The sequence below is a fragment of the Rhodococcus sp. C3V genome (assembly GCF_029269915.1).
Taxonomy (GTDB): domain Bacteria; phylum Actinomycetota; class Actinomycetes; order Mycobacteriales; family Mycobacteriaceae; genus Rhodococcus_F; species Rhodococcus_F qingshengii.
In genome coordinates this window covers 259,795-273,448 of sequence record NZ_JARJBE010000002.1, presented here as the reverse complement: position 1 = coordinate 273,448, position 13,654 = coordinate 259,795, and the positions used below count along the sequence as shown (strand labels likewise).

14 protein-coding genes are annotated in these 13,654 nt (G+C 61.7%); 9 read left to right on the top strand and 5 right to left on the bottom strand.

What is annotated here, in order from left to right:
* Positions 1-126: 126 nt before the first annotated feature.
* Both P3G66_RS06275 and rffA read left to right on the top strand, forming a co-directional pair.
* Positions 127-1,113, top strand: a complete 987-nt coding sequence (locus P3G66_RS06275) for a glycosyltransferase (RefSeq protein ID WP_276116317.1) — start codon at positions 127-129, stop codon at positions 1,111-1,113.
* Complete coding sequence (rffA, locus tag P3G66_RS06270; protein ID WP_003942806.1) at positions 1,103-2,245, top strand: dTDP-4-amino-4,6-dideoxygalactose transaminase; 1,143 nt, start codon at positions 1,103-1,105, stop codon at positions 2,243-2,245. The genes P3G66_RS06275 and rffA overlap by 11 nt, the downstream gene beginning before the upstream one ends.
* Positions 2,246-2,271: 26 nt before the next feature.
* Here the strand turns inward: rffA and P3G66_RS06265 are convergent, their stop codons facing one another.
* Entirely contained in the window at positions 2,272-3,258 is a 987-nt protein-coding gene (locus P3G66_RS06265) for a serine hydrolase (protein WP_007729299.1), read from the bottom strand.
* Between the two features lie 75 nt (positions 3,259-3,333).
* On the opposite strand from P3G66_RS06265, the gene P3G66_RS06260 reads away from it, so the two are divergent.
* The 6 genes from P3G66_RS06260 (at position 3,334) to P3G66_RS06235 (ending at position 9,029) form a co-directional block, all read left to right on the top strand.
* Positions 3,334-5,673 carry a Tex family protein gene (locus tag P3G66_RS06260; protein WP_007729297.1) on the top strand — a complete coding sequence of 780 codons (2,340 nt, stop codon included), beginning with the start codon at positions 3,334-3,336 and terminating at the stop codon, positions 5,671-5,673.
* A gap of 104 nt (positions 5,674-5,777) precedes the next feature.
* A complete protein-coding gene (locus P3G66_RS06255) occupies positions 5,778-6,665 on the top strand; it encodes a hypothetical protein (protein ID WP_003942742.1) in 888 nt (295 codons plus the stop codon).
* 89 nt (positions 6,666-6,754) lie between these two features.
* Complete coding sequence (gene rplS / locus P3G66_RS06250) at positions 6,755-7,096, top strand: 50S ribosomal protein L19 (RefSeq protein WP_003942791.1); 342 nt, start codon at positions 6,755-6,757, stop codon at positions 7,094-7,096.
* A 55-nt stretch (positions 7,097-7,151) separates the two neighbouring features.
* The gene (gene lepB, locus P3G66_RS06245; RefSeq protein ID WP_172403453.1) at positions 7,152-7,955 is read left to right on the top strand and encodes a signal peptidase I; all 804 of its coding nucleotides are present in this window, start codon (positions 7,152-7,154) and stop codon (positions 7,953-7,955) included.
* A 50-nt stretch (positions 7,956-8,005) separates the two neighbouring features.
* A complete protein-coding gene (locus P3G66_RS06240) occupies positions 8,006-8,686 on the top strand; it encodes a ribonuclease HII (RefSeq protein ID WP_024487346.1) in 681 nt (226 codons plus the stop codon).
* A 37-nt stretch (positions 8,687-8,723) separates the two neighbouring features.
* Entirely contained in the window at positions 8,724-9,029 is a 306-nt protein-coding gene (locus tag P3G66_RS06235) for a DUF2469 domain-containing protein (protein ID WP_003942715.1), read from the top strand.
* Positions 9,030-9,113: 84 nt separating this feature from the next.
* Here the strand turns inward: P3G66_RS06235 and P3G66_RS06230 are convergent, their stop codons facing one another.
* From P3G66_RS06230 to P3G66_RS06220, 3 genes are all read right to left on the bottom strand, one after another.
* Positions 9,114-10,295: an RtcB family protein gene (locus P3G66_RS06230; RefSeq protein WP_007734861.1), complete on the bottom strand. Its 1,182-nt coding sequence runs from the start codon at positions 10,293-10,295 to the stop codon at positions 9,114-9,116.
* Between the two features lie 97 nt (positions 10,296-10,392).
* Positions 10,393-10,611, bottom strand: a complete 219-nt coding sequence (locus tag P3G66_RS06225) for a hypothetical protein (RefSeq protein WP_003942716.1) — start codon at positions 10,609-10,611, stop codon at positions 10,393-10,395.
* A gap of 81 nt (positions 10,612-10,692) precedes the next feature.
* Positions 10,693-11,700, bottom strand: coding sequence for an iron-siderophore ABC transporter substrate-binding protein (locus tag P3G66_RS06220; protein WP_276116316.1), 1,008 nt, complete (start codon positions 11,698-11,700; stop codon positions 10,693-10,695).
* A 144-nt stretch (positions 11,701-11,844) separates the two neighbouring features.
* Here P3G66_RS06220 and P3G66_RS06215 point away from each other — a divergent pair, with 144 nt between their 5' ends.
* Positions 11,845-12,651 (top strand): AraC family transcriptional regulator, encoded by an 807-nt coding sequence (locus P3G66_RS06215; protein WP_276116315.1) that lies wholly within the window; start codon positions 11,845-11,847, stop codon positions 12,649-12,651.
* A gap of 114 nt (positions 12,652-12,765) precedes the next feature.
* Here P3G66_RS06215 and P3G66_RS06210 read toward each other — a convergent pair whose 3' ends face one another.
* Positions 12,766-13,500: a hypothetical protein gene (locus tag P3G66_RS06210; protein WP_007734864.1), complete on the bottom strand. Its 735-nt coding sequence runs from the start codon at positions 13,498-13,500 to the stop codon at positions 12,766-12,768.
* Between the last annotated feature and the right edge of the window lie 154 nt (positions 13,501-13,654).

Below are 13,654 nucleotides of genomic sequence, written 5' to 3'. Positions count from 1 at the left end.
GAGCGCGTCACGCGCCGCCGGCATCCGAAGTCAAGACATCTCTGCGTGTTAAAGTTCGCGACGGTGTGGGCCCGATCGTGCCTGTCTCTCGGCGCCAGTCGAGCCCCCTGAAGGGAGTGGAAGCGAGTGCACTCGATTTCCGTCGTAGTGCCCGTTTATCAGGGCGAAAAGACGATCACGGCGCTCGTCGAGGAGTTGGACGGCCTGGGCACACCGAGTGCGACGCCCGGTGGTGCGCAGTTCTCCGTCGACGAGATCATGCTGGTTCACGACAACGGCCCGGACCGCTCCGACGTCGTGTTACTCGAATTGGAGCGCCGTTTCGAGCAGGTGCGTGTCGTGTGGCTCAGCCGCAACTACGGCCAGGACGCGGCGACCATCGCCGGCATGGCCGCTGCAACTGGACAGTGGATCGTGACGATGGACGAGGACGGCCAGCACGACCCGGTGCACATCGGGGCTTTCCTCGACACCGCGCTGACGGAGCGATCCGATCTCGTGTATTCCAAACCCACGAACACACGCCCGCACGGATTCTTGCGGAACCTGACCTCGCGCGGCGCAAAGATCGTCTTGGCGACGGTATTCGCGTTCCCTGATTCGACGAGATTCGAAAGTTACCGCCTGATCCGCGGTGACATCGGCCGACAGTTGGCCGGCGTCGCGGCCAACGGCGTGTATCTGGACGTTGCGCTGACGTGGGTTGTCGGTAACACGGCCACGGCGCCGGTGACACTTCGAGCCGAAGGCCGCGAAGAATCCGGGTACAACTACCGCCGTTTGTTCTCGTTGTTCTGGAAGATGGTGTTGTGTAGCGGAACACGCGGTCTGCGTCTGGTCAGCCTGCTCGGAGTCACCCTGGCGTCGGCCGGTGTGATCATGGCCGCGGTGATCTTCATCGGGGCCATGACCGGCGACAACAATGATCCCGAAGGATGGGCGTCGATCATCATGGCGCTGCTGGTCTGTTCGGGTGCGATCCTGTTCTCGCTCGGGCTCATTGCCGAATATCTCGGTGTGGCACTGCACGTCCTTGTCGGAAAGCCGCTGTATCTGACTGTCGACTCCCCGCGGCCCGGAACCTCGATCGATCGGCGTAGTCGTGAGCACTGATCGCATCATCTTCTCCCGCCCCTATCGGGCATCGAACGAATTGTCGAATCTGGCAACGGTTCTGGAGTCCGACCACATTCACGGTGACGGACGTTTCACCAAGTCCGCGACTGCAGCGCTCAAGGCGATCACCGGATCCACGCATGCTCTGCTGACCACCTCGTGCACGCATGCACTCGAATTGGGTGCGCTGCTGCTCGAATTGGGCCCGGGCGACGAGGTAATAGTTCCGAGCTTCGCGTTCAGTTCGGCGGCGACCGCCGTCGCGTTGCGCGGGGCCACTGTTGTTTTCGTCGACATCGATCCGAGTACCGGCAACATCGACCCGGCGTGCGTCGCGGCGGCGATCACCGAACGCACCAAAGCTGTACTGGTCATGCATTACGGCGGAGTCGCCGCGGACATGGAACCTCTCCTCGACCTCGCGGAACTCCACGGCGTTGCGTTGATCGAAGACAACGCCCACGGGCTCGGCGGAAAGTGGCGCGGGCGCTCGCTCGGCACCATCGGAACTATCGGAACGCAGAGTTTTCACGACACCAAGAACGTTCACTGCGGTGAGGGCGGCGCGCTGTTGCTCTCCGACGATCAGTTGATGACTCGCGCCGAAATCATCCGTGAGAAGGGGACCGACCGTGCGCGTTTCCTGCGCGGGCAGGTCGACAAGTATTCGTGGCAGGACATCGGGTCGAGTTATCTGCCCAGTGAACTCAATGCCGCCGTCCTCGACGCACAACTCTCCGAGTTCGACGCGATTCAGGCGGCGAGGCATCGCGTCTGGGACGCCTACAGCGTGAGTCTGGGCGAGTGGGCGGCCGCGAACGGTGTCGTGCCCATGGCGGTGCCCGATGATCGCGAGCACACTGCGCACCTGTTCTATCTCAAGATGCCGACCGAAGAGAGCCGTGACGGCTTGATTCGGCACCTTGCCGGTGACGGAATCGTGGCGCCGTTCCACTACGTTCCGCTCGATACGAGTGCGGCCGGTGTGCGCTACGGACGAACACCGCAGCCGTGCGTGCGTAGTGCCGAGTTCTCCGCGTCGATCCTTCGACTGCCGCTGTGGCCCATGCTTACGTTCGAACAACAGGACCGCGTCATCGGTTCGGTGCTCGAGTACAAGCAGGCTTGAGGACGAACACGACCGCGTGGATCGAATCAGGGCCCGGAAGCTTCGGGCATCGCCGAATCCGCGGTCGTGGATGCCGCTGCCCAGTCGTCGATGCTTCCGCTCGGGAAGAGAATCTGCGTGACGCCGGTGACCGTGTCGCGAGCGTGCAATGCACTTTCGTCGTCGACGGCATCGGTGAACGAGGTGTCGGGATAGAAGCTGTCCTCGTCCGTGTACTGGACGTCTTCTCGCGAACCGATCGCGATGATGTATCGGTTGTCGTCACCGACGATGCCGGTGGACAGATGGATCCACTTGTCCTCGACACAGCACATCCAGCCCTGTTTGACTCCTATGACGGGCTCGCCGAACAAGGCCTCGGGCAGGCCGAATCTCTGGTCGTAACCGTCGGTTCCTTCGGGAGTGGATTGCCGCAGGTACTCGACGAACTGCTCGACCCGTTCAGGTCCGAGTTGATCGGAGTCGTCGAGGACACCGCTGTAGAAGGTGACCAGGTCACGTGTCGTGGTCTCGGTGTTCCACCACATTCCGTCCCAGGGCGGCGTCGTCGCGGTCAGTGCGTAACGCTCGGCGACGCGGGTGATCACCTCTTGGCCGCCGACCTCGTCCCACAGGAGGTTGGCTGCGGTGTCGTCGGAGGATTCGAGCATCGCCGCCATGAGGGTGCGATCGTCGTCCGTGATGGGTCGCTCACCGCGCGCATCCTGATGAAGTAGATCCTCGGCGATGAAAAGTTTTGCCACCGAGGCTGTTTCGATCTGCTGGTCACCGGCGACGTCGAGGTACTTGTCCGAGGAGCGGTCGAGGATGGCGATGGAGACGTCCGCACCACGCCCGAGCGCAGCCACCTGAGCCTGTCCCAGACGGCCGTCGAGGGTCTCGGCTACCGGAACATTGGTGTCGGGAAAGGCGGGGGTCTGCATCGGATCATCCGGGTTCTGTCCACCGCTGCACGAAGCCGCAAAAGTAACTGCGGCCACCATTGCGGCAATCCGGACGTACCGCGTACTCATTTGTTTCCCCCGGTAGCCCTGACACGGCACTGTTGCCGATCTTCTTGTCTCAGGATAGCGGTAGGGTCGGATCTCGTGATTCTCAAGACCGTGAACCAGCGCATTGCCGAGGAACTCGACGTCCGCGAAGGCCAGGTTGCAGCAGCAGTCGACCTTCTCGACGGCGGAGCCACGGTGCCCTTCATCGCCCGGTACCGCAAGGAAGTCACCGGCACGCTCGACGACGCCCAGCTGCGACTCCTGGACGAGCGGCTGCGGTATCTCCGCGAGCTCGACGACCGTCGTGACGCCGTGCTCACGGAGATCGACTCTCAGGGCAAACTCGACGATCAACTGCGCGGTCAGATCATGCTGGCCGAGACGAAAGCGCGGCTGGAGGACATCTACCTCCCCTTCAAGCCGAAGCGGCGCACCAAGGCGCAGATCGCCCGCGAGGCCGGCCACGAGCCCGTCGCCGATGCTCTCATCGGAGATCCCACCACCGATCCCGCGAAGTATTCGGACGAGCAGCTCGACGGTGCCCGGTCGATCCTCGTCGAGCGCTTCGCCGAGGACGCCGATCTGGTCGGTGAATTGCGTGAGCTGATGTGGAATCGCGGCCAGGTCGTCTCCTCGGTCCGCAAGGGCAAGGAAACCGATGGCTCGAAGTTTGCTGACTACTTCGAGTTCTCGGAACCGTTCTCCAAATTGCCCTCGCACCGCATCCTCGCCGTCCTGCGCGGCGAGAAGGAAGAAGTGCTGTCGCTCAACATGGCGGCAGACACCGAAGAACTCGCGCCGGGGGAGCGCACGGTCTACGAAGGCCGCATCGCGTCGCGGTTCGAGATCGCCGACCGTGGTCGGGCCGCCGACGGGTGGCTTCTCGACACCGTCAAGTGGGCGTGGAAGACGAAGTTCGCCGTCACGCTCGGTATCGACACTCGGATGCGTCTGCGGCAGTCGGCCGAAAAGGACGCCGTCGACGTCTTCGCCACCAACCTCAAGGATCTACTCCTCGCAGCTCCCGCCGGCGCCCGACCCACCATGGGACTCGACCCCGGATTCCGCACCGGAACGAAGGTTGCCGTCGTCGACGGAACCGGCAAAGTTGTTGCCTACGAGACGATTTACCCGCACCAGCCGCAGAACAAGTGGGACGCGGCTCTCGCGACGCTTGCCGGACTGGTCGCCGAACACGGCGTCGAACTGATCGCCATCGGCAACGGCACGGCCTCACGCGAGACCGACACGCTCGCTACCGAACTGATCAAGAAGACCGGCGCGCCCAACCTGACCAAGATCGTCGTCTCCGAGGCAGGCGCATCGGTGTACTCGGCTTCGGCCTACGCGTCGCAGGAACTTCCCGACCTCGACGTCTCGATTCGCGGTGCGGTGTCCATTGCGCGTCGCTTGCAGGATCCGTTGGCGGAGTTGGTCAAGATCGATCCCAAGTCGATCGGCGTCGGTCAGTACCAGCACGACATCACCGAATCGCTGCTCTCGCGTTCCCTCGACGCCGTCGTCGAGGATGCCGTCAACTCGGTCGGCGTCGACGTCAACACCGCGTCCGTGCCGCTGCTTGCTCGGGTGTCCGGAATTGCAGGATCCCTTGCAGAGAGCATCGTCGCGCATCGGGACCAGAACGGTCCGTTCAAATCCCGCAAGGGTCTCAAGGATGTCTCCCGCCTGGGACCCAAGGCATTCGAGCAGTGCGCAGGCTTCCTGCGGATCACCGACGGCGACGACCCTCTCGACGCGTCGAGCGTCCACCCGGAGGCATATCCAGTGGTTCGCAAGATCGTCGCGAGTGCAGGCGGGGACGTGCGCACCGTGATCGGAAACTCGCAGGCACTTCGATCGGTCAAGGCGTCCGACTACGTCGACGAGCGATTCGGTCTACCGACCGTCACCGACATCATCTCCGAGTTGGAGAAGCCGGGACGAGATCCACGACCCGAATTCAAGACCGCGACTTTTGCCGCAGGTATCGAGAAGGTCGCGCATCTCAAGCCCGGCATGACCCTCGAAGGCGTGGTCACCAACGTCGCAGCCTTCGGTGCCTTCGTCGACATCGGAGTTCATCAGGACGGTCTGGTTCACGTCTCGGCGATGTCGCACAACTTCGTCAAGGACCCACGCGAGGTCGTCAAGTCAGGTGACGTCGTCAAGGTGAAGGTCCTCGAAGTGGACGAGGCACGCCAACGCATCGGGCTGACGCTTCGTCTCGACGACGAGGTGGGAGCGCCCCGCAAGTCCGAAGGCCAGCGAGGTGGGCAACCTCAGCGGCAGGGCCAGCCGCAGGGCCAGCGTCAGGGGCAGGGTCAGCAACGAGGAAATGGCGGACGCCAGGGCGGACGCGAGCAGCGACCGGACAACCGCGCGCCTGCTGCCGGGTCGATGGCCGACGCTCTGCGCAAGGCGGGCTTCGGCAAGTAAATCCGTCCGCCGGGTTTTCGAAGTCCGTATCGTCACAATCGAGTCGGTTGGCGGTATGAATCCGATCAGGGTCGGATCATGAATTCGGTGAAGGGAGGACAGTGATGCGGGAGTGGCTCGAGCGCGAGATCATCGCCCATGGCCGATTGCCGTTGCTGTTCTTCCTGCTCGGGTTCCTGTCCGCCTTCCTTTTCATCCGCCTCAGCGTCCGGATGATTCGCGCGCAAGTGAAATGGTGGCCGGGCAACATCGCGCCCGGAGGCCAGCATGTGCATCACGTCGTGTTCGGTGTGATCGCCATGATGATCTCCGGTGGTGCGTTGATCGCGGTCTACGTCGATGGTTCGCAGACCACCGGTGCCGTCCTGGCGGCGATCTTCGGTATGGGTGCGGCGTTGGTGCTCGACGAGTTCGCACTGATCTTCTATCTGAAGGATGTGTACTGGTCCGAACAAGGTCGGACCTCGGTGGATGCGGTCTTCGTCGCGATCGCCGTGACCGGCCTGGTGCTGCTGGGTTTCCGCCCGCTCGAACTTCTCGACGTCGCCGGATTCCGTGAAGAACGCGATCCGTGGATCAAGTTGGTCTTCGTTTTCGTCGCGTTGATCAACTTCGCCTTGGCAGCCATCGTGATTCTCAAGGGGAAGATCTGGACGGGGCTCGTCGGTCTGTTCGTTTTCCCGTTGCTGGTAATCGGAGCGGTCCGCCTGAGCCGGCCGGGTGCACCGTGGGCTCGCTGGCGGTACACGCGCAAGCCGAAACGGATGAACCGCGCGCTCGAACGTGAACGGAAATGGCGTCGGCCCGTCATCCGGGCCAAGATCTACGTTCAGGATCTGATTGCCGGATCGCCGAGCGTCGAACATGCGATGACCGCGGCCGAGCAGGAACTGGACCACACCATCCACGCAGCTCCGCCGCCACCGATTTCCCCGCTGGTATCCGCGTCTGGCACAATGGACGGGTTGCCTGGACCAGGCAGCAGCACTTGATCTGGGCACGAACCAGACGAGCGCCGTTTCGGGAGACCGAAACGCGTGCCGCTCGGTTCCTCTGCTCCTGCGAAATACAAGGATGACATATGAACACCCTGGACTTCCTGGACAAAAAGTCGCTCCGCGACGACATCCCCGAGTTCCGTCCCGGCGACACGCTCAACGTGAACGTCAAGGTTATCGAAGGCTCCAAGGAGCGCGTGCAGGTCTTCAAGGGCGTCGTTATTCGTCGCCAGGGCGGCGGCGTTCGCGAGACCTTCACCGTCCGTAAGGTCTCCTTCGGCGTCGGCGTCGAGCGCACCTTCCCGGTTCACAGCCCCACGCTGGCCTCCATCGAGGTTCTGACCCGCGGTGACGTCCGTCGCGCCAAGCTGTACTACCTCCGTGAGCTTCGTGGCAAGAAGGCGAAGATCAAGGAAAAGCGCTGATCTTTCCGATGAGCCCGGCACCGCGCACGCGCGGTGTCGGGCTAATCTGGTTTCTGTGGCAGATTCTTCGAAGGAGCAGGCATTGTCGTCCGGACCCGAGAATCACGAGGGATCAAGCGGTTCCGCGGAACCGACCTCACATCGGCCGCAGAAGAAACAGCGATCGTTTCTGCGAGAACTCCCTGTTCTGATCGGCGTAGCGCTGGTACTCAGCATCGTCCTTCAGGCATTTGTCTTCAGAGTTTTTCTCATCCCATCCGAGTCGATGGAACCGACACTGCACGGCTGTGCGGGATGTACCGGTGACCGCATCGTGGTGGAGAAGATCGGATACCGCTTCGGCGATCCGGAACCCGGCGACGTCGTCGTCTTCAAGGGACCCGATTCGTGGAACACGAAATATGTGTCCAATCGGTCCGACAACGTTGTCGTCCGCGGCATTCAAGAGGTCGGTTCGTGGGTCGGCCTCGTTCCGCCGGACGAGAACGACTTGGTCAAGCGAGTGATCGCTACCGGCGGCCAGACCGTCGAATGCTGCGACGAGCAGGGCCGAGTCCTGGTCGACGGCAAGCCGCTCGACGAGCCGTACATCAAGATGGATTTCCCGTTCACTCCGGGAACGCAAACGTGTGACACCGAATTGAAGTCGGGCCGCTGCTTCGGACCGATCACCGTTCCCGAGGGCCACGTATGGGTCATGGGTGACAACCGCAGCAATTCCGCCGACTCGCGCTACCACGTCGACGACGAGTTCCAGGGAACCGTCCCGATCGACAACATCATCGGTCAAGCTCGTTTCATCGTTCTTCCCCCGTCGCGAATGGGCGGCATCGATGCGCCTGATATTCAGGGCAACTGAGTTGTCGGACCGCACACATGGATTCGCGTAGTTCCGAGTAGGCAGAGACAGTGAGTAGTTGGCCCCCTCGCGTTGTCATTCGCAGATCGGCAGGTCTGCGGACGATGGAGTCTGCGTTGGCGCGAACCGGACTCGGTCCGGTGGCCGGCGTCGACGAGGCCGGGCGCGGAGCGTGCGCTGGTCCACTTGTCATTGCAGCGTGTGTCCTGGCGCCGAAACCGCAAGCAGCCCTCGCGCGGCTCGACGATTCGAAGAAGCTGACCGAACGTGCGCGCGAGGAGCTTTTCCCGGCGATCAAGCGCTTGGCGTTGGCGTGGAGTGTCATCTCTGTTCCCGCTGCGGAAGTCGATCAGATCGGCATCCACGTCGCCAACATCGAGGGGATGCGACGAGCAGTTGCGGGCCTCGACCTCGAACCGGGCTACGTTCTCACCGACGGATTCCGGGTTCCGGGTCTGACGGCTCCGTCGCTACCGGTCATCGGCGGTGACGGCGCCGCTGCATGCATCGCCGCGGCGAGCGTTCTCGCGAAGGTGACCCGAGATCGTGTGATGACCGAGATGGACGACACTCATCCGGGATACGGCTTCGCGATTCACAAGGGATACAGCACGCCACTGCACATGGACGCACTCGACGAGCTGGGGCCGTGCCCTGAGCACCGCATGACCTATGCCAACGTGGTGGCTGCGGGAGTCCGGTTGGAACAACGCGCGGGCCGTACGGGATGATGGACGTTCAGACGAACTGGGAGGACTGGCTAAACCGATGAGTGCCGAGGATCTCGAGAAGTACGAAACCGAGATGGAGCTGTCGCTCTACCGTGAATACCGGGACATCGTCGGACAGTTCTCCTACGTCGTGGAGACCGAACGACGTTTCTACCTGGCCAACACGGTCGAGTTGCTGCCCCACAATTCAGACGGGGAGATCTACTTCGAGCTGCGGATGTCCGACGCCTGGGTGTGGGACATGTACCGCCCGGCGCGATTCGTGAAATACGTACGCGTCGTGACCTTCAAGGACGTCAACATCGAAGAGCTGGACAAGCCGGATCTGCGCCTTCCTGACTGATCTGCGCTTGCCGGACTGATCTCGACAACGAAGTGCCCCGCCGATATCGGCGGGGCACTTCGTATTTCGCGGAGTTGTGCGGGGTCAGTTGCCCTTGACGTTCACAATCTGACGCAGCGTGTGTCGAATCTCGACCAAGTCCTTCGCGTCGTCCATCACGACGTCGATGTCCTTGTACGCACCCGGGATCTCGTCGAGGAACGCCGCGGAACGCTTGTATTCGATGCCGACCATTGCCTTGTCGAGATCTTCGATGGTGAAGGTCTTGCGTGCCTGGTTACGTCCGTACACCCGACCCGCGCCGTGGGGGCTGGACTTGAACGACGGTACGTTTCCCTTCCCGACGACGACGTAACTCGCCGTCCCCATCGAACCGGGGATGAGCCCGGGCGTGCCCTCGTCTGCCTTGATCGCACCCTTACGGCTCAGCCACACACCCCTGCCCATGTGGAACTCCTTCTGGGTGAAGTTGTGGTGGCAGTTGATCCGCTCGACTTCGTCGATGATCGCGGGTTTGCCGTCTCCCATGAAGTGCGCGAAGTCCTTCACGACGCGGTCCATCATCTCTTCGCGGTTGAGCAGAGCGAAGTGCTGAGCCCAGTTGAGATCGGTGATGTACGAGTCGAATTCGGGCGTCTTCTCGACCAGGTAGGCAAGATCCGGATCGGGAAGGTTGATGTACCACCGCTCGCACAAGTCCTTGGCGATCTTGATGTGATGCTGCGCGAGCTTGTTTCCGATACCGCGGCTTCCCGAGTGCAGGAACAGCCAGACGCCGTCGCTCTCGTCGAGCGTCACCTCGATGAAGTGGTTACCAGAGCCCAGCGTTCCGAGCTGAAACCTCCAGTCGTTCTTGAACTTGTCGTAGAAGGACAGGCGATCGCCCGCCATCGCCTCGAGTTCTGCGATGCGGATTTTCGCCGTGTCGCTCAGCGTCTTGTTGTAGACACCTGCCGAGAGCGGGACGGAGCGTTCGATGCTGTGGCGAAGTACGGTCAGGTCGCGGCCTTGAAGGTCGCGTGCGCTGAACTGGGTTTTGACCGCGATCATTCCGCAGCCGATATCGACTCCGACGGCGGCGGGCATGATTGCGCCTTCCGTCGGAATGACCGAACCCACCGTCGCTCCCGCACCGAGGTGCGCATCCGGCATAAGCGCCAGATGTGGACGGACAAAAGGCATCTGGGACGTACGCAGCGCTTGCTCGCGAGTGTTCTCGTCGAGTATCGATGCCCAGTTCCACAGCCTCTTGGTGATCTTCTCCATCAGATTTCTCCCACATAGTTCACAGCCGAACCGATCGGTCCGGTGTGTCGTGCAGGAATGACCATGCGCTCGGTCAGTGGTTGTGTGCAACCCCTTTTCAGGTTCGCAGGCCGTCTGCGAGTTCGTAGATTCGTCCGACGTACTTCTCCTGGAAGGCTTTTCGGGCAGCATCTGCTTGTTGCCGTGCGCCCATCTGGGAGTAGAGGTACTCGAGATGAACCAAACTCTCGCCGATGTCGACGCGTCGCTGGTCGAGAACCGTCAGCTCGTCGACCAGTCGAGCCAGATCTAACGCGGTGTCCGGTACCTCGTCCATGGTGATCCTCGATGTCCGTGAGTGCTTCCTGACCCCGAGGCTAACACTCTTCGAACATATTTTCGATACCTGCCCTGTAGTTTACTTCGACAACGTGGCTGTCAGTTGGTCGATGGCATACGGAATGCTCAGGACGGTATTGCCGGACATCGCCGCGCCGACGGGTGGATCTGCGGTGTACCGCACGACCATCGCATTTCCGCTCTTCACGGCGGGTAGTCGCTGGTAGAGCGTGTTGCCGGCGAGGGCCTTCTCTCCCTCCGGGTCGGCCATCACGATCAAACGATCAACGGGTTCGAGGATGTCGTATCGCTCGTTCGGCATCCAGTCGCCGAACTGATCGCCGACGAATGCGTCGACGGTCGCGGGGAGGGTGAACCCGAGTGACGAGAGGAAAATGCCGCGTGGATCGTGCGACGAGAACACGTAGCCCTCGGGAGTGTCGAGGTTGACGATCGTTGCGGTTTGCCCGGCAAACTCCGGGTGTGCAGCGCGGGCGGCGGCAAACGCGTTTTCGGTATCCGTGATCAGTTGCTGAGCTTGTGGTCCTTTGCCGAGGGCGCGCCCGGCGGTGAGCGTCATGTCGGTCCACGGCGTTGTGTACGCGTCGTAGTCCTTGCTCTGCGCGACAGTCGGCGCAATCGAGGTCAGCTTCTTGTAGGTTTCCGTGTCGATGTCGGCGTACAGCGCGAGGATCAGATCTGGTGCGAGGGAGGCGATTTGCTCGAAGTTGAAGTCTCCGCCGCTGTTGATGTAGGTCGGAGTTTTCCCCTTCCAGTAATTCTTCGTCCACGGCCAGCTTTCATCCATGCCGGACCCCCACCATTCGGCCATGCCTACGGGTTCGACTCCCAAGGCGAGCAGTGGTTCGTGATCGGTGTATCCGAGTGTCACTACCCGCTGCGGTTCGGCATCGATTGTCGTCGAACCCTGTGCGTGCTCGATCGTCACGGGGAATGCGTCGTTGCTCTGGGTCGCTGATGCGGTGTCGACGCCTTGCGAGGTTCCACAGGCGGTCGAGAACCCGATGATCGCGGCCGTCGTGAATAAGGCGGCGAGGATTCGGGTGCTACGTGAGGGCACGTGCATGCTCCTTCGAAGTGGTGGGCGAAGTGATCTGAGTTCCGCATGAAGTGCTGAGCTGGTCGCGTCAGCAATAAAGTGAGGCTAACCTTTGCAGGATCGTCGGTCCATCCTTCAGGATGGACTCGGATACGCCCAGAAAGACGCAAAATGTCCACTATCGAGTACTCGACTCGCCCAAAGTCCTTGCTAGCGCTGCCCGATAGTCGCGGACGGACATTCAAAGATTTTCAGGTCTACACCAACGTCGTGGAGGCCGTGACCGCGTACGGGGCTCACCGCCACCCGGAGCATCAGATCGCCTGGATGAGTGAAGGGACGATGCAGATTACTGCCGGGGGCAACGTGTGGCACCTGCACAGCGAGCACTTGGTCTGGTTGCCGGGCACCGTTCTCCACGACATGACGCTTCTGTCGGCGGGATGCATGATCGCGGCCTATGCGCGTCCGGATCTACGCCCTGGCGGGCCCAGGTGGACTCAGCCACTGGTTCTCGAAGTCGATGCTCTGTCCGCTCAATTGCTGCGCCATCTCGCAGATCGGACCATCGACGATGCTCGGCGGTTGATGAGTCAGGAGTTGCTCTACGACATTCTTGCTGCCGCGCCCGAACGGCACGACGTCCTCGCGGTTCCTCGCAATGCTGCGGCGAGTTCGGTTTCTGCCCGCATCCTTGCCGATCCGGCAGACTCGCGAACATTAGGGGAGTGGGCGGGTGAACTCGGGGTCAGTTCCAAGACTTTGATGCGTGCCTTTGTCGCCGATACCGGGATTACCTTCGGACAGTGGAGGACTCGCGCCCGAATGTATGCGTCGCTCGAGATGCTCGCGCGGGGTGAGGGTGTCAACGACGTTGCCCCGCAGGTGGGTTACCGAACCAGTAGCGGGTTCATCGCCGCATTTCGGGAAACCTTCGGTACGACGCCGGCCCGGTACGGCGGAAAGCTGACGCGGTGATTTGCTGATGATTTCTTGAACTCGGTTGACGGCAAAGCTTTGTTCGGCAACGTAGAAATGGGCCGAGCTACCAGCATGTGCTGGTGGCTCGGCCCATTTCTAATTCGAACTGAGTCAGCTCATGTTGCCGAGCACATTGCCCAGGACACCGCTGATGACATTGGTCATCGACCCCTGCGGATCGGTGAGGGAACCGAATACCTGGCCCGATCCGGAGTTGAGTGAGCCGAAGCCCATGTCCTCGAGGCTTCCGGCGCCCGCCTCGACGGGGTTCGGCTGCCGGATGGTGACGCACACGCCCATCGGATTGATGTTCCAGTCGCCCGCCGCCAGCACAATGTTGGTGCCGGCGCCGCTGTCGAGCTGAGAGCCGACAACTGCGTTATCGGGAACCTTGTAGGTGGTCTCCAATGCGATGATGCCGCCACCAGCAGTGGTCCATCCGCCGCCCTTTGCCACCACGGAGTTGTTGCCGACGACGACGGTCTTGGTGACGTCGTCCCACTTCTGGTCGCCGATAAGCCATTTGACGTTCAGGCGAGCCTTGACCAGCTGGAATCCTGCCGGGTGGAAATCGCGGATCTGATTGACGAGTGCTCCCGAACCGGAAACCTTTGTCAGGTAGGTGACCGTCTGTCCCGGGGCGACCTTGCCGTCGCCGACAACCTCCTTGCTGACGGTGTACGGCGTCCCGAGGGAACCGGCCCAACTGTCGGTGACCGACTGGTTGAGCGCGCATGCCGGTGCTGCTTGCGCCACCGAGGCTCCAAGTCCAACAGTGACGCCGGCGGCGATGAGAACGAGGGATGTAGTGGTTGCTACTGCGTGGCGAAGTGAGCGGCGGGCCATGTAGAACTCCATTCAGCGGGGTGCGTGACGGTTTGAGCAAAACTGTAACTAGTTCTACTGGACTTTCGTCCAAGATGTGGCTGATTTCAGAAAATTGTCAGGTTTCGGGTCGCCGTTGGTGTGTCGCGCTGCCGAATTCCACAGGTTCCGAGTT

Excerpts from the sequence above, each read along its gene's own strand:
- P3G66_RS06235 (WP_003942715.1), top strand. The coding sequence starts at position 8,724 with ATGAGTGCCGAGGATCTCGAGAAGTACGAAACCGAGATGGAGCTGTCG.
- rplS (WP_003942791.1), top strand. The coding sequence starts at position 6,755 with ATGAACACCCTGGACTTCCTGGACAAAAAGTCGCTCCGCGACGACATC.
- P3G66_RS06225 (WP_003942716.1), bottom strand. The coding sequence starts at position 10,611 with ATGGACGAGGTACCGGACACCGCGTTAGATCTGGCTCGACTGGTCGAC.
- P3G66_RS06265 (WP_007729299.1), bottom strand. The coding sequence starts at position 3,258 with ATGAGTACGCGGTACGTCCGGATTGCCGCAATGGTGGCCGCAGTTACT.
- P3G66_RS06215 (WP_276116315.1), top strand. The coding sequence starts at position 11,845 with ATGTCCACTATCGAGTACTCGACTCGCCCAAAGTCCTTGCTAGCGCTG.
- P3G66_RS06220 (WP_276116316.1), bottom strand. The coding sequence starts at position 11,700 with ATGCACGTGCCCTCACGTAGCACCCGAATCCTCGCCGCCTTATTCACG.
- P3G66_RS06255 (WP_003942742.1), top strand. The coding sequence starts at position 5,778 with ATGCGGGAGTGGCTCGAGCGCGAGATCATCGCCCATGGCCGATTGCCG.
- P3G66_RS06210 (WP_007734864.1), bottom strand. The coding sequence starts at position 13,500 with ATGGCCCGCCGCTCACTTCGCCACGCAGTAGCAACCACTACATCCCTC.
- P3G66_RS06230 (WP_007734861.1), bottom strand. The coding sequence starts at position 10,295 with ATGGAGAAGATCACCAAGAGGCTGTGGAACTGGGCATCGATACTCGAC.